This window comes from Anaerolineales bacterium (assembly GCA_019637805.1).
GTDB lineage: Bacteria > Chloroflexota > Anaerolineae > Anaerolineales > UBA11579 > JAMCZK01.
On sequence record JAHBVB010000001.1, the window covers coordinates 632,432 to 650,473 of the forward strand.

The following is an 18,042-nucleotide window of genomic DNA, read 5'->3' on the forward strand; positions in this document are numbered from 1 at the left end:
ACCGGTAAACGCTTATTGATAGCTGTCTCTTAAAAATAGGGGCAATTGTCCCGAGACCTTGCAGGCCAAAAGTGCTACTCAGGCCGGTTGATTTGCCACGGAAGCCAATACTTGCATATACTTTAGGGATGGATGCGTTGTTCAAAGCCCTGGCGGACCCGACCCGCAGGGCCGTGCTGGATGAGTTGACGGAAAATGACGGCCAAACCCTCTTCGAACTCTGCCAGCGCCTGGTGGTGCGCCACCAGATCAATTCTTCCCGGCAGGCGATTTCGCAGCATTTGGATCTGTTGGAGGATGCCGGGCTGGTGAAGGTCAAACGGCAGGGTCGCTACAAGTTTCACTTCATCAACACCACCCCGCTGGAAGACATCCAACGGCGTTGGCTGGACAAAGGCAAGGAAACCCAATGAGAATGTACATCCTCAGCATCCCGATCAGCAATTACGACAAGGCCCTCAAGTTCTATACCGAGATCCTTGGATTTGTGAAGAAGCGCGATAGCGAAATGGCGCACGGCATTCGCTTTATCACGCTGGTATCGCCCGAAGACCCGAACGGGCCGGAGCTGCTACTGGAGCCCAACGCCAAGTATCACGGCATCAAAGCCTTGCGCAAGGCATTGGCCGAAGATGGCATCCCGATCGCTTCGTTCGCCGTGCAGGACGTACAAAAGGAATACGAGCGCTTGAATGGACTGGGGGTTAAGTTCACCCAGAAGCCGATGAGCGCAGGCGGTTGGACCAGCGCCGTGTTTGATGACACCAATGGCAATCTGATCGAGATCGCCGAGGTGCCGGCCACGTAAAGAATGAAAAAAGGCCATGCAGTGCATGGCCTTTTTGTTGCCGCAGATCTTGACTAAGCGCCGACGCTGACCAGCCAGTGGGTGCCGAACTTGTCCGTCAGCATGCCCAGCTCCTGCCCCCACACCTGCTTCTCGAAGGGCATCAGCACGGTGCCTTCCCGGCCAGTTTTTCAAAGAAAGGGGCCAGTCTGGCGCCGTCAGTGCCGTCAGTGCCGTCAGGGTAACGCGCACGTTATCCCCAAAAGTGGTGGTGCTGCCTGGCACGGTGTCGTTGGCGAACAGCGATACGAACTCATTTTCCAGGGCGGCGTGCATGACCTTGTGCTTATCCGCCTCTGGCATTTCCCCATACACATCGGCAAACAGATTGATGGTCAATTGACCGCCAAAAATCCCGTGATAGAACTCCATGGCTTTTTGGCAGGTGCCATCAAATGTCAGGTAAGGCAGGATCTGTATTTCAGGTTTCATGATCTTCGGCTTCCTCAAGAGCCTACAATAGGCAAGCATATACTTGCATATTGTAGGCTGTCAAGATGAGCCGCATAACCCGGCGGGCAATCATGGTAAGCTCAAAAACATGGAAAGACCGCTGCCCGGTTCGGGACGCCCGGAAGACACCCCGCTGGTCCGGCAGACCTATCGCCAGTTAACCCACTTCACAGCCCTGCTGGCAATTCTGGTGAGCCTGTGCCATGCGATTCTGCTCTACATCTTGGACAGCCCGCTTTGGCTGCTGTGCCTGGCCTTTGTGGGGTTGTGCACCATCTTGCTGTGGGCGCTGGATGAAGCGCGACCCTTTCTGATCTTCGTGATCGGGCTGATGGCTTTCCTGGGCATCTTTCTGACCTCGGTCAGTATTCTGGCGCTTTCGCTGGGGCGAGCGGCCGGTTTCGAGATCCTGTTTGTGCCCATGTTCCCTCTGGTGGTGGTCACCGGTCGGATCGGGGTGTGGAGCAAGATCCTGATCATCCTGGTGCTGGGCGCTTTTGTGATCGGCCTGCAGGAGTACACGGGCAGCTACCGCGCCATCGTCGACCTGGAAGAAAACTCGCTGATGGCGATGCGAGCGATCAACTTTGGTTCGGTGATCCTGGCCGTCTCCGGGATCGTGTGGCGCTACTTCCAGATCGTCACCCAGCAGCAGGCCGACCTGCAGGCCTTTGCGACGGTCGACCAGCTGACCGGGTTGTACAACCGCCACAGCATGAACGAGATCGCCTCGCGGGAGATCGTGCGCGCCAAACGCTATGAAAGCCCGCTGTCGATCCTGATCTGCGATCTGGACCGTTTTAAAGCCATCAATGACCAACACGGGCATGATGCCGGAGACACGGCGCTGATCCACGCCGCCCGGCTTCTAAAGACCAGCGTGCGCGAGAGCGAAGTGGTGTGCCGCTGGGGCGGCGAAGAATTTGTGCTGCTGCTGGCCAATACCAACGCCAAAGGCGCCGAAGCGCTGGCGGAGCGCATCCGCGCCCGCTTTGAAAGCTCGCCGCTGGAGTTTGCCGGCAAGCAGATCCCGCTGACCCTGACGCTGGGCAGCGCCAGCTTGCAGCCGGCCGACGCCTTTAGCGATCTGGTCAGCCGGGCGGACCAAGCGCTGTACAAGGGCAAGCTGGCCGGGCGCAACCGGGTCAGCACTGCATAAAAAAGGCGTTGCTTGCGCAACGCCTTTTTGTTTTCTCTTACTCGCCGCTTTCGATGTCGGCCTGGGCGCGGGCGATAAAGTCCGCCACCGGGATGGCGCCAAGATCTTCGCCGGAGCGCAAGCGCAGGGCGACTGCGCCGGCCTCGGCCTCTTTGTCGCCCATGACCAGCATGTAAGGCACCTTCTGGCCCTGGGCGTCGCGGATCTTGGCGCTCATGCGGTCACTGCCGGCGTTGACCTCGGCACGCAGGCCGGCGGCGCGCAGCTGCTCGGCCACGCCTTGGGCGTAGTCGTTGTGCCGGTCGGCGATGGGGATCAGTACAGCCTGCACCGGAGCCAGCCAGACGGGGAAAGCGCCGGCGAAGTGCTCGATGATGGTGGCCATGAAGCGCTCGGTGGTGCCGGTGACGGCCCGGTGCAGCAGCACCGGCGTGTGCTCCTGGTTGTCCTCGCCGATGTAGGTCAGGCCGAGGCGGGCGGGCTGGATGAAGTCCACCTGGATGGTAGAAAGTTGCCACTCGCGGCCGAGCACGTCTTTGGCGATGAAGTCGGCCTTGGGGCCGTAAAAGGCGGCCTCGCCCTCGGCTTCCCAGTAGTCCACCTTGTTCTTGTCCAGCGCGGCGCGCAGGGCAGCTTCGGCCAGGTCCCACTTCTCGGGGTCGTCCACGTATTTGCCCTCCTCGCCGCGCAGTGAGAGGCGCACCGAGTAGTCGCTGAACTTGTAGCGGTCGAGCACTTCGCGGATGAGCTGCAGCGCCAGGGTGAACTCGCTCTCGATCTGGTCCGGGGTGCAGAAGACATGGCAGTCGTCCTGGGTCAGGGCGCGCACGCGGGCCAGGCCGGAAAGTTCGCCGGACTTCTCGTAGCGGTAGAGCGTGGCGAACTCGCAGAAGCGCATGGGCAATTCCCGGTAGGAGTGCAGGCCCATCTCCTTGTAGAGCGTCATGTGGCTGGGGCAGTTCATCGGCTTGAGCCGGTAGCTGACGCCCTCGTCCTGCATGGGCGGGAACATGACCTCGCTGTAGTTGTCGTAGTGCCCGGACTTTTTGTAGAGGTCCTCTTTGACCAGATGCCCGGTCCAGACGTGCTGATAGCCGTAGCGAGTCTGCACTTCGCGGACGTAGCCCTCCATCAGGTGGCGCAGCATTTCGCCCTTGGGGGTGAAGAGCGGGATGCCGGGGCCGATATCTTCGGCGAAGTGGAACAGGCCCAGCTCACGGCCCAGCTTGCGGTGGTCGCGCTTCTTGGCCTCTTCCTGGCGCCAGAGGTAGTCCTCCAATTGGGCGGCGTCCTCCCAGGCCGTGCCGTAGACGCGCTGCAGCTGCTTGTTCTTCTCGTCGCCGCGCCAGTAGGCGCCGGCAATGCTGAGCAGCTTGAAGGCGTCGGCCGGGACGGCGGCGGTGCTGGGCACGTGCGGCCCGCGGCACAGGTCGGTGAAGCTGTCGTGCGTGTAGAAAGAGATCTCGGGCTTCTCCTTGAGCGGCTGGCCGTTCTCGTCCAGGCCGCCCTGGTCCAAGCCCTCGATCAGTTCCAGCTTGTAGGGCTGGCCGGCAAATTGCGCCCGGGCCTGGTCTGCCGAGACGACCTGCTTCTGGAAGGCGTAGTCGGCGGCGATGATCTGGCGCATGCGCGCCTCGATGGCCGGGAAGTCGTCCGGGGTCAGCGGGCGCGGCAGGTCGAAGTCGTAGTAGAAGCCATCTTCGATGGGCGGGCCGATGGCGATCTTGGCCTCGCCGGGGGTGAACAGCTCGCCCACGGCCTGGGCCATGATGTGGGCGGCCGAGTGGCGGATCTTGTAAAGATGGCTGTCTTCGTAGCGTTCGGTTTTCTTCTCTGCCATGATTTCCTCGTTTCGAATTGCGTCGAGTTGCTATTCGGCTGCGCCGAATAATGCAACTCCAGGTTTAAGCGCCGCCTTTGGCGCTTAAACAAAAATCGCTTGCCCAGTATTGGGGCAAGCGTGCGCTCGCGGTTCCACCCAATTTAGGCAGCCGTGTTGGCCTGCCTATCTTGATTGCTCTGTATCGGGAGCGCCCGGTTGCCTTAGTCGTGCATTTATGCGAAATGCCTTTCAGGCTTCGGCTCGCGGGGGGTTTTGGTGCTGGCTGCCTGCGGAGGCTTTCAGTCGGTGGCCTCGGCTTCCTGGTGGCTACGCGTCGTTGGTCGTAAAGCGACCAACGAAAGCATTACTCGTCCCGGTCGACGCGTGTGCTGCTGAGTTGTGGGAGTGATTATACGGCACAACGGGCGCGGGAGGCAAGCAGCCAGGTTCACCACAAAGGCACATAAGTATGCCAGAGGCTATTGACAAAATTCGGTCCTCCCACTAATATATCCAGTATGGATATACCGATAGAGGATATAGAGCATGCATAAATCCAGCCTCCGCGACCTGCTGCCGCTGACCCCGGCCGTGTTTCACATCCTGCTGGCCTTGATGGACCAGGAGCGCCATGGCTACGGCATCATGAAAGAAGTCGAGGCGCAGACGGGCGGCGAGATGCTGCTGCGCCCGGGCACCTTGTACCAGGCGATCAAGCGCTTGCTGGAGCTGGGCCTGATCGAAGAAAGCGCCGAACGGCCCGACCCGGCGCTGGACGACGAGCGTCGCCGCTACTACCGCATATCGGCGCTGGGGCGCAAAGCAGCCGGGGCTGAGACGGCCCGGCTGCAAAAGCTGCTGCAGCTGGCCCACAGCAAGAAACTGACTGCCGTAGACTATGCCTGTTCGTGACGCGCTGGCAACTTCCCAAAAACTGTTCGTCCAGGTACTGCGCTGGTACCCGCCTGGGTTCCGGAGGGCCTATGGCGACCAGATCGCCCAGGTCTTCCGGGATTGCAGCCGCGAAGCTCTGGAAAGCGCCGGCACCCGAGGCTTGATCGGCCTGTGGCTGGCCACGCTGCCGGACCTGTTCAAAACTGCCCTGCAGGAACATTTCCACCTGATCGGAGAGACGATGAAAAACTTGATCTCAAACCCCAAATCCAGAACGATGCTGGCTACCTTGCTCTGCTTTCCCATGGCCGCCTTCTTTTTGCTAGATATGGTCGGGGTTAGCCGTTCCTGGTCATTGCCAGCCAGCGCCGCCCCGCTGCCGATGCTGATGTTGCTAGCTGGGCTGGCCCTTTATGGAGCGCCGCTGGGCACATCCGTTTTGTTTGGGCTCCTGGTTGTTCTTCCGTTTGCGGTGATGGAGCTGGTCAACCGCCGAGACTACGGCGAAGACTTCCCCTTTGTGCTGTTTGGCAGCATGTGGTTTATGGCCAGCCTCCTCTCTGCGATCCTGACCCCCTTGGTCCGCAACCTGCGCTCCGGCAAGTTTTTCGTGACCAACCCCGCCTCGCTGGTCGTCCGCGGGGCGCTGCTGGTTGTGATTGGCATTGGCTTCTTCACTCTGTTGGCCGACCAGATGCCTTGCTTCCTGGGCGTGCGCCACTGCGATTAGCCCATTTTTGGCGTTCAAAAAGTATTAATTCGCCGAAATGGCCGCATCCGACGCTACGCCGGCTTCGGCATCAAGAACTGGCCTGTACAATGCGGGTATGCCTGCAAAAACCCACCTCTCCTGGATGCAACGCGGCGCGGCGCTGATGGCCCTGCTCAGCGGGCTGGGCTTCGGCCTGCCGGCCAGCTATGGTCTGTGGCACTTTGCCAGATACCACTATGTATGGAACTTCCTCGGCTTCCCCACCCATGCGGCCGGACCGCTGCTGCGCCGGGCGGGCATCTTCACCAGCGAAGCGCTGATCGCCGGCTTTGTACTGGTGTGCGCCGCCGAAGTGCTGATGGGTGTTCTGCTGTGGCGGGGGCGGCCTGCGGGCCGCTGGCTGGCGCTGGGGTTGCTGCCCGTAGAGCTGCTCTTCTGGGTCGGCCTGGTGCTGCCCTTTGGGCCGCCGGGCGGGCTGCTGCGTACAGGGCTGCTACTCTGGCAAATGGCGGCGGAAAAGCGAAGTAGCTTATGACAGTGTTTACTTTCCATTTTGCAAAGACCCCGATTGGCACAACAATCAGGGCGCTCTCTCGTCGGCCTACCGGGCAGGATATCCCCGGCCTGAACCACGCAGAGTGTATGACCAGGATGACGCTCGGCGCGCCCATCCTGTCACCCGCACGGATGCAGCTGCGCCACCTGACCATGTTTGCCGCCTGGGAGAACGATGCGGTGATAGACGAGTTCCTTGCCAATACGCCGCTTGGCCGTGCGCTGGCCACTGGATGGCATGTGCGCATGGCCTTCCAGCGCCGCTGGGGTCATGTGAACGAGTTTGACGGACTCCCCGAAAGCGTTGGCAAACAAGACCCCGCCGCGCCGGTGGTAGCGGTCACGCTTGCCCGGATGAGGCTGCCCGAAGTACCGCGCTTCATTCGTTGGGGCAAGCCGGTCGAAGAGCTTGTTCGCGACCACCCAGGCGCAACCCTGGCGATAGCGGCAATGAGGCTGCCGCGCACTGTCTCCACCTTTTCCGTGTGGACCTCCCAACGGGAAATGGTCGAAATGGTGCGTGGACTTAGCGCCGTGCCGCAGCCTGAGCGCCACGCGGTGGCGATGGCCGAACGCCAGCGCAAAGATTTTCACTTCGAGTTTACGACCCTTCGCTTCAGACCGATTGCAGAGTATGGGAATTGGGAGGGACGCACCAATATCGTTCCATTTTGAGCGAGGTGGAGATTAGTAATCAGAGGCCGGAGATTTGAGTGGCGGCGAAGTAAAATAGCCCCACCTTTCGCCCCCAAGGAGTCCTCAATGTCCAAAGTTCGTGTGCTGGTGGGTACGCAAAAAGGCGCCTTCGTCCTCAACTCGGACGGCAAGCGCAAGCAGTGGAAAGTCGACGGGCCGTTCTTCGGCGGCCTGCCAATTTATCACGTCAAGGCCTCCCCGGTGAACCCGGACCGCATCTACGCTTCGCAGACCGACGACTGGTTTGGCCAGGTGGTGCAGCGCAGCGACGACGGCGGCAAGACCTGGCAGCCGATCAACAACGAGTTCACCTACGCCAGCAAGCCCGGACAACACCAGTGGTACGACGGCACGCCGCACCCCTGGGAGTTCAAACGAGTCTGGCACTTTGAGCCTGACCCGGTCGACGCCGACACGGTATACGCCGGGGTGGAGGACGCCGCGCTGTTCAAGTCCACAGACGGCGGGGCCAGCTGGAACGAGCTGGCCAACCTGCGCGACCATGAAAGCGGGTCACAGTGGATGCCCGGCGCCGGCGGACTGTGCCTGCACACCATCCTGATCGACCCCACCAATCCCAAGCGCTTGTATGTCGCCATCTCGGCGGCCGGCGCCTTCCGCAGCGACGACGGCGGGGCGAGCTGGAAGCCGATCACCAAGGGCCTGCAGTCCAACTTCCTGCCGCAGCCGGATGCCGAGATCGGCCACTGCGTGCACCGCATTGCGCTGCACCCCAGCCGGCCGGAGACGCTCTTCATGCAGAAGCACTGGGACGTGATGCGCAGCGACAACGCCGGCGAGCAGTGGCGCGAGATCAGCGGCAACCTGCCCAGCGATTTCGGCTTCGTGGTCGACGTGCACGCCCACGACCCGGAGACGGTGTATGTACTGCCGATCAAGAGCGATTCGGAGCATTACCCGCCGGAAGGCAAACTGCGCGTCTACCGCAGCCGAGGCGGCGGCGAATGGCAGGCGCTCACCCAGGGCCTGCCGCAGCAGGACTGCTACGTAAACGTGCTGCGCGATGCGATGAGCGTGGACAAGCTGGACCCCTGTGGTATTTATTTTGGCACCACGGGCGGCCAGGTGTATGCCTCGGCCGACGAGGGCGACAGTTGGCAGGCCATCGTGCGCGACCTGCCGGCGGTCAAGTCGGTGGAAGTGCAGACGATCGAATAATATGTAGCGGCTTGCAAGCCGCCCTACTCAGATAACGATGGTCCGCGTAACGCTCCCCTACCACTTGCAGAACCTGGCCCGCACGGGGCCGGAGGTGCAGCTGGCAGTGGCCGCCCCGGTGACGGCGGCCCGCATCCTGGACGCGCTGGAGGCGGCTTACCCGATGCTGCGCGGTACGATCCGCGAGCACGGCGGCGGCCCGCGGCGGGCTTACCTGCGCTTCTTCGCCTGCCAGGAGGACATCTCGCACCAGCCGCTGGACGCGCCGCTGCCGGCCGCGGTGGCGGCCGGCGAGGAGCCGTTCATGGTGGTGGGCGCGATTGCGGGGGGATGAATAGGTTCTTTAAAAAGGGCGAGACAGATTTATTCGAACAAATATGCTATATTTGCCTGTAAAACTCATTAGGGATAGTTAAATCGACCCTTTTACTGGCAGAGAAGCTATTTTGATTGAATCACAATATTCCTTGTTTATCGACGAATCGGGCACCAAAGAGTACGCCGACGACAGGGTTCCTTATGGGGATGGGCGAAGCAGATATTTTGTTTTCGGTGGTGTGTTACTGGAGAACGCTGAGGCTAGTAGGCTAACCGGACAAATTATTGCTTTGAAGCAAGAGATTTTCGAAACTAAAGATGTTGAAGTCAAATCAACATGGTTAAGAATTCCATCCCATAGAGAAAACAAGTACCTCAAAAAATACAACATTAGCGACGAAAGACTGACAGAGTTCACTGCTCGCTATTACAAGATTCTAGTTGCGTCCAAAATGACTTTAGTAGCTTCTATTGTAGATAAGCAACAAGTACAAGAGGATTACGGAAATCCATACTATGCACCAGCAATAGGCTACGAAGTCCTACTTCAACGCATATCGCAAGGGATTGAAGGTAGTGTTAGCGTGACAATTGACGACATGTCTGGTTCTACCCCGAAGATGACGACATACAAAACAAATCTAGCTAAACAGCACAGACGGCTTAGGCAACACGGCTCCCAGCTGATAAAAGGGATGAGATTTGACTGTTTATTGCCTGAGCTTAAATTTACAGATTCAGCAAAACACCACTTGGTTCAGGTTGCAGACTCGGTGGCATACAATGTGTTTAGGCAATTTAGAGATCATGGAGAGGAATGGGAAACCAAAGGATTGGGTACCCTGCCCATGTATGAGTACTTTGAGCTCATAGTAGAAAAATTTAGACAAGGACCTTATGGCAGGATACAAGGTTATGGGGTCGCAAAGTTCCCGCTAAGAAACCGTGTCGGGTGGAGAGTTCAACGCTAGAAGAAATAAAAAGAGTTGTCCACATCTTAATTCCCAGCGTCAATTCGTGGGCGGAACAGAAAGTCCAGGGGAACCCCAATAGTATGCAGTCAACTCTTTCAAGAATCATAGGTTATTCGGTCAAATTTGTCAATTTGGATTTGCCACTTGTCAATCCATGACAAACAACCCGCCTGCGCATGACAAACGCGGCTGGTGGCAGACGGCGGCCCGGCTACAATAGGGGCATGCCCGCCAGCCAGCTGCGCGCCTTCTTCGCCCCCCGCTCTGTGGCCGTCATCGGCGCGTCCACAGACCCGGTCAAACTGGGCCATGCCGTGCTGCGCAACCTGGTGGAGGGCGGCTACGTCAAGGTCGGTCAGGTCTACCCGATCAACCCCAAAGCGGAAGAGATCCTCGGCTTGCGCGCCTACCCCAGCGTGGCCGCCGTGCCTGAGGGCATCGAGCTGGCCGTGATCGTGATCCCGGACAAGGCAGTGGCCGGGGCGCTGCGTGAGTGCGGCGAGAAGGGCATCCCAGCGGCGGTGATCATCTCGGCCGGCTTCCGCGAAGCCGGGCCGGAGGGCGTGCAGCGCGAGCAGGAAGTCATCGCCATCGCCCAGCAGTACGGCATGCGCATCATCGGCCCCAATGTGCTCGGCATTATTGATACCTTTACCCCGCTGAACGCCTCGTTCGCGGCCGACTCGCCGCCGCAGGGGCCGATGGCCTTCAGCTCGCAGTCCGGCGCGCTGGGCACCGCCATCCTGGACTGGGCCCAGGGCGGCCAGCTGGGGCTCTCCAAGTTCGTCAGCTTGGGTAACAAAGCCGACATCAACGAAATTGACCTACTGCAAGACTGGCAGGATGATGAGAACACCCGCGTGATCCTGCTCTACAGCGAGGAACTGACCGACGGCCAACGCTTCATGCAGACCGCCCGGCAGGTCTCGCGGGTCAAGCCGATCGTGGCAATCAAGTCCGGCACCACCCAGGCCGGGGCGCGCGCCGTGTCCTCACACACCGGCTCGCTGGCCGGGTCGGAGCAGGCCTACCAGGCCGCCTTCCGCCAGGCCGGCGTGATCCGCGCCAATTCCATGCAAGAACTGTTCGACATGGCGCTGGCCTTCGGCTACCAGCCGGCGCTGCGCGGCGACGGCGTGGCGGTGATCACCAACGCCGGCGGCCCGGGCATTCTGGCCACCGACGCTCTGGAGCACTACGGGCTGACCCTGGCCCGCCTGGAACCGGCCACGATCCAGGCGCTGCAGGCCAGCCTGCCGGGGGCGGCCAGCGCCAACAACCCGGTGGACGTGCTGGGCGACGCCCGCGCCGACCGCTTTCAGGCCGCCATCGATATCGTGGCCGCCGACCCCAACGTAGACGGCGTGCTGGTGGTGGTCACGCCACAGGCGATGACCGAGATCGAGGCGACCGCCGAAGCAGTGGCCCAGCTGGCTGCGGCAAGCGAAAAGCCGGTGCTGACCTGCTTCATGGGCGCCAAGCGCATCCAGCCCGGCATTGAGATCTTGATGCGGGCCGGCGTGCCGAACTACCCCTTCCCCAACCGGGCGGCGCAGGCCTTCTGGGCCATGGCCGAATACCGCCGCATCCGCCAGCAGCCCGAGCCGCAGTATGCGCAATTCGACTTCGACCAGGCCGCCATCCGGGCCGCCATCGCCAAGGCGCGCGACGAGGGCCGCCTGACCATCGGCGACTTGGAATCGCGGCAGATATTGGAGGCCATCGGGCTGCGCATTCCGCAGTCCGAGCTGGCCGAGACAGCCGACCAGGCCGTGGAGCAAGCGCGCAAGCTGGGCTACCCGGTGGTGCTGAAGATCGCCTCGCCGGATATTTTGCACAAGACCGATGTGGGCGGCGTGAAGGTCGGCCTGCGCAGCGACGCCGAGGTGCGCGACGCTTACGAGCTGATGGTTTACCGGGCGCAGCGCTATCTGCCAGATGCGCGCATCTGGGGCTGCCTGGTGCAGGAGATGGTCACCGGCGGCAGCATGGAAGTGCTGGTGGGCATGAACCGCGACCCGCAGTTCGGCCCGCTGGTGACCTTCGGCCTGGGCGGCATCTACGTGGAGACACTGAAAGACGTGACCTTCCGCATCGCGCCCTTCTCCACCCAGGACGCCGAGGCGATGCTCAGCGAGCTGCGCACCAGCGCCTTGCTGGACGGCGTGCGCGGCCAGCCGGCAGTGGACAAGGCGGCGGTGTGCGACGCACTGCTGCGCATCGGCCAACTGGTGCAGGACTTCCCCGAGATCGTCGAACTGGACATTAACCCGCTGATTGCCTTCCCCAAAGGGGGCGGAGCGCTGGCGCTGGATATGCGCCTGGTGCTGGACGGCAGCCAGAGCGCGGAGGACTCATGAAATCGATTTACATCACCTCGGTAGAACGCTATTCGGGCAAGACGGCCGCCAGCCTGGCGCTGGGCAAGCGCTTGCAGGCCGCCGGCCACCAGGTCGGCTACCTGAAGCCGCTCAGCCTGCAGCCCTGGCGCGTAGGCCAGCACTGGGCCGACGAGGATGCCGGCTTTGTCAAAGAGATCCTCGGCCTGGAGAGCGAGCCTTGGGAAATGTCGCCGGTGGTGGTGACCCGCGAAGGCCTGCAGGAACTGTTGGCCGAGGGCCAGCAAGCCAGCCTGATGGCGCGGGTCAAAGCTGCGCTGGAGGCGGCCGCCCAGGGCAAGGACTACATGATCCTGGAAGGCGGCGGCAGTTTGCGCGAGGGCTACGCCGTCGGCCTGCCCACGCCGCAGGTGGCCGCCGAGCTGGGCAGCACCGCGCTGGCCATCGTCAAATACCGCGACGAAGTGCGCCTGCTGGATGATGCGCTGACCGCCCAGCACCGCCTGGGCGAACGGCTGCGCGGTGTGCTGATCAACCGCGTGCCGGGCGACGCGGCCAAGTTCGTGCAGGAGGAAGCCGTGCCGTATCTGGAGCAGCGCGGCATCACCGTGCTGGGCAGCCTGCCGGAGGACCGCAGCCTGGGCGCGCTGACCGTGCAGGAAGTGCTGGACGTGGTGGGCGGCGAGCTGCTCACCGAAAAGCACGACCCGCAAGCCCTGGTCGAGACGATGACCGTGGGCGCCATGACCTCCGACGCGGCGCTGAGCCGCTTCCGCAAGCAGCCCAACAAAGTGGTCATCACCGGCGGCGACCGGGCCGACATTCAGTTGGCCGCTTTGGAAACCTCCACCGCGGCGCTGATCCTCAGCGGCAATTTGCAGCCCAGTCCGCTGATCCTCAAGCAAGCCGAGGAAAGCGGCGTAGCCGTGATGCTGGCCAGCGGGAACACGCTGGAGATCGTCGAGGCCATCGACCGCGTCTTCGGCAAGACGCGCCTGGGCCAGCTGGCCAAGCTGCAGCGTTTCGAAGAGCTGTTCGACAAGCATGTGGACGCGCAGCGCCTGAATCGCGCCCTGGAGCTGTAAAAAACGACGCCGGCAACCAAAAAGAGCCGCTTGCAGCGGCTCTTTTGTTTTATTAACTTGATGCAGATCACTGATTGACGTTCAACAAGGCTTCCAACGCCTCAAGGTGCTCAGCCTCGCCGATCGCCCCAATGCGGTCTCCGGCGATGAACATGGTGGTCGACTTGGGGTTAGGAATCAGTTTGCCACCCCGAATGATGGCCACGATCGAAGCGCCGGTGCGGCCGCGCAGGTCGCTCTCGGCCAGGTTGTGGCCGATGATGGAGTTGTTCTCCTCGCCCAGCGTATACCAGGTGATCTCCATTTCGCCGGCGGCGCGCAGCAAGTTGCGCAGCAACATGTGCTCGCGGCGGTTTTCGTCCTCAAACTCGTAATGCTTGTGGCGCACTTCCTCGGCGTAGCTGTCCACCTCGCGGCGCGGGAAACCCAGCTGCAGCAGCGTATGGCGCACCATCTCCAGCCCGCCTTCCAGCTCCGGCTGGATGACGTGCTTGGCGCCCAGCTTGGTGAGCTGCTCGATGTTCTCGGCAGTGGCCGCCCGGGCGATGATCGGCAGGTCCGGGTTGGCGCGGTGCGCGGCGGCCACGATGATCTCGGTGGCGGCCTCTTCGGGCAAGGTGACCACCATCGCCTTGGCCTTCTTCAGCCCGGCGTGCAGCAGCACCTCGGAATTGGCCGCGTCGCCATAGATGGTGGGGATGCCCATCTCGTTCAACTCGCTGACCATTTCCGCGTCAGTCTCAATGATCAGCAAGGGAATTTCCAGGCGTTTCAGCACACGCAGCAGGTGCTTGCCCACCCGGCCGTAACCCACGATCACCACCGGCGCGGCGCCTTCTTCCAGCTCGACAGGCTCATCCGTGAAGCTCGCCTGGCGGTTAAGTCGCTGCCACAACCAGGGGATGTTGCGCAGCCACTTCTCAACCGGCTCGATGAACGTGAACAGCGCCGGGTTGATCGTGATGGAAATCAAGGCAGCGGCCAAGATCAGCGAATACTCGTTGGATGTGAGCATGCCCAGCTGCAGGCCAGCCTGGCCGACGATAAAGGAAAACTCGCCGATCTGGCTGAGGCCAGCCGCCACCACCAGGAAGGCGTGGGCCGGGCCTTTAATCAGCATGCCCAGGCCCAGGGTGATGATGGCTTTACCCACCACCACCAGCAGGGTCAGGGCCACCACCTCCATCCAATGGGCGATCAGGAAGGCTGGGTTAACCAACATGCCGACGGAAACAAAAAAGACGACCGCAAAGGCTTCCTGAAAGGGCAGCACATCCGCGCCGACCTGGTAGCTCTGCGGCGATTCGCTGACGATGGCGCCGGCGGCGAAGGCGCCCAGCGCCAGCGAGACGCCGAACAGCTCGGCCGCCCCCAGGGCGGTACCCAGCGAGATGAACAGCACCGCCAAGATGAAGAGCTCACGCGAGCGGGTATGGGCGATGAAGTTGAGCAGCCAGGGGAAGAAATGCTTGCCCACCAGGAACATGAGGGCCACGAAGATGCCGGCTTTGAAGAGGGTCATGAACAGCTGGTTCCACTCGAACTGGCCGCCTTGCGGGGCCAGGGCGGGCATCAGGATCAGGATCAGGATGGTGGCCAGGTCTTCCATCACCAGCCAGCCCACCGCCACTTGGCCGGCATGCGTATTGAGCAGATTGCGGTCCATCAGGTTGCGCAGCAGGACCACCGTACTGGCGATGGAAATCGCCAAGCCAATGACGATGCTGGCGCCCACCGACAGCCCCCAGACCTGGCTGAGCAGGAAACCGATCAGGGTCGCCAGCAGCAGTTGGCCAATGGCGCCGGGGACAGCGATGCTGCGCACGCGCCACAGATCGGCGAAAGAGAAATGCAAGCCCACGCCGAACATGAGGAAGATGACGCCCAGTTCGGCCAGGTCCAGGATGGTTTGGGTATCCCCGGCGAACCCGGGAGTAAAAGGGCCAATGGCGATGCCCGCCAGCAGATAGCCAAGAATGGCGGGCAAACCCAGGCGGCGGGCGATCAGCCCGCCAATGAAGGCAGCCCCCAGGGCCACCGAGATATTAACCAGGAGTTCAGGCACATGTTGCATGCGCCAATTGTAGGCCCGTTTTTGTCCTGCGAAAAGATGTCGGCAGTTAAGTGGCCGCTAAACCTTCCGGCCCTTCGTTGACGAAGTGGGTCAACTCACTGACGCTCAACTGGCCCAGGTTGAGCTTGTCCAGCGTGCGGCCGCGGTGCCAGTAGTCCGTACGGTGCATAAAGGAAGCCATGCGAATCATGGCGTCCATGCCGCGCACCGAGACCCCATAGCGCTGGCCGAAGGAAGTGATCGGCACCAGGCTCATCGGCACGTCTTCGGTCACATAGCGGTGGTTGACCGTACTGGGGGCCTTAATGCCGTGGTAGCCCTGCTGGTTGTGGATCGCCTCCAGCAGGTCCGCCCCAGTGGAGCTGTAAGCCTGCTGCAGCCACTCCATGGCGGTGCGGGCGCGGATGCCCAGAGCCGAGGCGACGGTGACGCGCTCACGGTCCAGCACCTCCAGCACGCGGGCCACCGAAGGCGTGACACCTTCGATGTAGAACTCGTAATCGCCATGGGTTGATTCGATGCGCCCGGCGTTGAGCACGGTCAGCGCCGGGTGGAAGATGGCGCCCATGTTGTTCAGGCCGGTGTGCAGCACATTGACGCCGTCAATGAACTGCGGATAGGCGCTGGCCAGCGCATCCAACACCGCCTGGGTGCGCTTGGCGGGAAAAGCGGCCAGCGGCACGGCCTCTTTAATGCGGAAAATACGCGCCTGCGCCGGGCCGTCTGAACGACTGGCATAGATCAGCGTCTCGGCCTCGGCGATGGTCACATCGGCCGTGCAGCCGTGAGCGCGGATGGTTTGATAGAACTCCAATGCGCCGCAGGTGCGCCCGGGGTTGAGCACCACGATCTGGCCATCCTTCAGGTGCGGGGCGGCCAGGGTGGCGATGTCGATGTGGGCGCTGGAAGGCACCACGACCATGATCACATCGGCGTTCTTGAGCGCGGCCGCCATGTCGGAGGTGGCCAGCTTGAGTTCGCCAAAACCTTCCGGCCCGCGGTCATCCGGCTCCAGGTCAATGCCGCCCCGGCGCTGGATGGCGGCGATATGGTCGGGGTTGCGGTTGTAGAGGGTCACCGCGAAACCCATGATGGCCAAGTGAGCGGCCATGGCTTTGCCGCCGTGGCCGGCGCCAACTACAGTGTAGCGAGTCTTCTTGGCAACTTTTTTGCTCATAGCGCACTCCTTGCTCCCTGCGCCAAAGCGTTCAGGCGCTGTTTCTCTGTGATCGGTTTGCCGGTCTCGGGGTCCACGCTGATGCAGGCCCCGCGCTCGTCGAAAGTGGTGCGGATTTGGCCGCGGCCGTGCGGGTTGTTGCCCAGCTGCGGCGCGTCCAAGATGCCGGTTTCCACCGCGGCGGACAGGGTGGCCGCGTCAGCCAGCGGGTCCTGCACACCCGGCGCGGCCAGCTTGCGGATGGCGTCCAGCAGCAGGCGCGCCTCGGCCACCAGTTCTTGCTTGCGGGTGACGATCAGCGGGTCATGCGTGGCATCTGGCAGGCCGCGCAGGGCGTTCTCGATGGCGCGGCGTCCCATTTGGCTGGCGGCGATCACCTCGCCGGCGGTGGCGGCGTGGTCGGCCTCGGTGTGGCCGACGATGTGAATGATGTGCGGCTTGAGCTGCATCTGCAAATAGACGCTTGCGGCCAGGTGGCCGCGCGAAGCTTCAATATCCACCGGGTAGCTGAGCAGGCCGGTGCGCGTCTGGCGCCACACGCGGAAGTCTTTGTCTTCCAGTTCAGAGACCAACTCCAGACCGGCCAACATCTTGGCCAGGTCCATCGTGTCGGAGAGGCCGGGCGGGCTGTTGAACATCATCTGCACGATGTGGTCGTGCACCCCATAGGCTTTGGCGTTGTAGGCTGCCAGGTAGAGGGCCACGCAGAAAATGGCATCCGGCGCGTCACGCATGCCCCAGTGGTGCGCTTCGTTGAGTTCGACGGGGATATCCCGCTCACCGTACCAACTCATCAGCTCCTGGTGCTCTCGCAGTGAACCTTGCAGGTCCCAGGGGCCGCGGCCGTCCATCTTGTTGAACCAGAAGAGCGGGATGGCAGCCCAGGCCATATTGATGGTTTCCATGAACATCTCAGCCAGCTTGAGGAAGTCGTCGGTGCCGGTGTAGGTGCGCAGCAGGGGGAAGTTGCCGTGGCGGCTGGCCGCATACAGGGCGCGGAAATCGTCAGCGCTGCGCACCGGCACGCCACCCGCGCCGCGGCGGCGCGGGTTCTGGCGCTCGGGGTGGAAGAAATTCTCCTGGGCGTCCTGGTCAGTGCCGATCGAAATCACATCCAGGGCACGCGCCTCGGCGATCTGCTGGATGCCCGCGACCGTCTCTTCCATGGTGGGTAGGCCGAAATGGTGGCGGATCAGCGGGTAGGGCTGCTTCCATTGGATGCGGCCCACCGTGGTCTGCGGGAAGTCGGCCTCGCTGGCCGGGCCGGCCTGTTCGCCATGCAGGAAAGCGAGGACTTCGTCCATGCTTTCGGTGCCGTCAAAGCTGGCGGCGAAGAAACCCAGCTTGTCGGCGCGCTCCACTACCGGGGGCGTGCCGGCAAAGGCGAACTGCACCCCGGCGCTGTGCAGTTCGTCGGCTTCCTCGGCGAACTCGGCCAGCAAGCGCTCACCGGTCTCCGGCGTCAGCCGGTAGGATACGCCGACCAGGTCGGCTTTCTCCTCCCGCGCCACCGCCAGCATGCGTTCGATGGGCACAGCCGGGCCCAAGAAGACGGTGCGCCAGCCAGCCTGCTGTGCCAAGCGCAGAAAATTGGACACGCCGGCTACATGCACGCACTCACCCAGGGCGCCGGCGACCACGGTTTTTTGTTTGGAGGCTGAATTCGCCATTTTTCCTCCTTGCACTAGGAGTACGGGTTGGCTCCCCTGATAACGGCCTGCTGATGTTTATGTTTCGTAATACACTAGATTGAGCAGG

General features: G+C 62.0%; 16 protein-coding genes. 12 read left to right on the forward strand and 4 right to left on the reverse strand.

The genetic code is table 11. The features are described from left to right. The first annotated feature begins 128 nt into the window (after window positions 1–128). The 3 genes from KF885_03080 to KF885_03090 all read left to right on the forward strand — a co-directional run bounded on the left by KF885_03080 (window position 129) and on the right by KF885_03090 (window position 2,459). Window positions 129–413: a helix-turn-helix transcriptional regulator gene (locus KF885_03080; GenBank protein ID MBX3048134.1), complete on the forward strand. Its 285-nt coding sequence runs from the start codon at window positions 129–131 to the stop codon at window positions 411–413. After that, window positions 410–808 (forward strand): VOC family protein, encoded by a 399-nt coding sequence (locus KF885_03085; GenBank protein ID MBX3048135.1) that lies wholly within the window; start codon window positions 410–412, stop codon window positions 806–808. The genes KF885_03080 and KF885_03085 overlap by 4 nt, the downstream gene beginning before the upstream one ends. A gap of 580 nt (window positions 809–1,388) precedes the next feature. Further along, window positions 1,389–2,459, forward strand: coding sequence for a GGDEF domain-containing protein (locus KF885_03090; GenBank protein ID MBX3048136.1), 1,071 nt, complete (start codon window positions 1,389–1,391; stop codon window positions 2,457–2,459). A 37-nt stretch (window positions 2,460–2,496) separates the two neighbouring features. On the opposite strand, the gene thrS is transcribed toward KF885_03090, so the two are convergent. Beyond that, the gene (gene thrS / locus KF885_03095; GenBank protein ID MBX3048137.1) at window positions 2,497–4,299 is read right to left on the reverse strand and encodes a threonine--tRNA ligase; all 1,803 of its coding nucleotides are present in this window, start codon (window positions 4,297–4,299) and stop codon (window positions 2,497–2,499) included. Between the two features lie 528 nt (window positions 4,300–4,827). Here thrS and KF885_03100 point away from each other — a divergent pair. The 9 genes from KF885_03100 (at window position 4,828) to KF885_03140 (ending at window position 13,033) form a co-directional block, all read left to right on the forward strand. Further along, complete coding sequence (locus tag KF885_03100; GenBank protein MBX3048138.1) at window positions 4,828–5,193, forward strand: helix-turn-helix transcriptional regulator; 366 nt, start codon at window positions 4,828–4,830, stop codon at window positions 5,191–5,193. Continuing rightward, entirely contained in the window at window positions 5,180–5,905 is a 726-nt protein-coding gene (locus KF885_03105; GenBank protein ID MBX3048139.1) for a hypothetical protein, read from the forward strand. The genes KF885_03100 and KF885_03105 overlap by 14 nt, the downstream gene beginning before the upstream one ends. A 97-nt stretch (window positions 5,906–6,002) precedes the next feature. Then, window positions 6,003–6,422, forward strand: coding sequence for a hypothetical protein (locus KF885_03110; protein MBX3048140.1), 420 nt, complete (start codon window positions 6,003–6,005; stop codon window positions 6,420–6,422). A gap of 107 nt (window positions 6,423–6,529) precedes the next feature. Further along, window positions 6,530–7,117, forward strand: coding sequence for a hypothetical protein (locus KF885_03115; protein ID MBX3048141.1), 588 nt, complete (start codon window positions 6,530–6,532; stop codon window positions 7,115–7,117). A gap of 87 nt (window positions 7,118–7,204) precedes the next feature. Beyond that, on the forward strand, window positions 7,205–8,317 hold the full coding sequence (locus KF885_03120) for an exo-alpha-sialidase (protein ID MBX3048142.1): 1,113 nt from the start codon (window positions 7,205–7,207) through the stop codon (window positions 8,315–8,317). Between the two features lie 37 nt (window positions 8,318–8,354). After that, window positions 8,355–8,651, forward strand: a complete 297-nt coding sequence (locus KF885_03125) for a MoaD/ThiS family protein (GenBank protein MBX3048143.1) — start codon at window positions 8,355–8,357, stop codon at window positions 8,649–8,651. A gap of 133 nt (window positions 8,652–8,784) precedes the next feature. After that, on the forward strand, window positions 8,785–9,606 hold the full coding sequence (locus tag KF885_03130; protein ID MBX3048144.1) for a DUF3800 domain-containing protein: 822 nt from the start codon (window positions 8,785–8,787) through the stop codon (window positions 9,604–9,606). Between the two features lie 227 nt (window positions 9,607–9,833). After that, on the forward strand, window positions 9,834–11,969 hold the full coding sequence (locus tag KF885_03135; GenBank protein ID MBX3048145.1) for an acetate--CoA ligase family protein: 2,136 nt from the start codon (window positions 9,834–9,836) through the stop codon (window positions 11,967–11,969). After that, complete coding sequence (locus tag KF885_03140; protein ID MBX3048146.1) at window positions 11,966–13,033, forward strand: phosphotransacetylase family protein; 1,068 nt, start codon at window positions 11,966–11,968, stop codon at window positions 13,031–13,033. The genes KF885_03135 and KF885_03140 overlap by 4 nt, the downstream gene beginning before the upstream one ends. A 67-nt stretch (window positions 13,034–13,100) precedes the next feature. On the opposite strand, the gene KF885_03145 is transcribed toward KF885_03140, so the two are convergent. The 3 genes from KF885_03145 to KF885_03155 are packed head-to-tail and all read right to left on the reverse strand — an operon-like array spanning window position 13,101 to window position 17,954. Beyond that, window positions 13,101–15,107: a cation:proton antiporter gene (locus tag KF885_03145; protein ID MBX3048147.1), complete on the reverse strand. Its 2,007-nt coding sequence runs from the start codon at window positions 15,105–15,107 to the stop codon at window positions 13,101–13,103. 46 nt (window positions 15,108–15,153) lie between these two features. Beyond that, window positions 15,154–16,284: an NAD/NADP octopine/nopaline dehydrogenase family protein gene (locus tag KF885_03150; GenBank protein MBX3048148.1), complete on the reverse strand. Its 1,131-nt coding sequence runs from the start codon at window positions 16,282–16,284 to the stop codon at window positions 15,154–15,156. After that, entirely contained in the window at window positions 16,281–17,954 is a 1,674-nt protein-coding gene (locus tag KF885_03155) for a cobalamin B12-binding domain-containing protein (GenBank protein ID MBX3048149.1), read from the reverse strand. Before KF885_03155 ends, KF885_03150 begins: the two co-directional genes overlap by 4 nt. Between the last annotated feature and the right edge of the window lie 88 nt (window positions 17,955–18,042).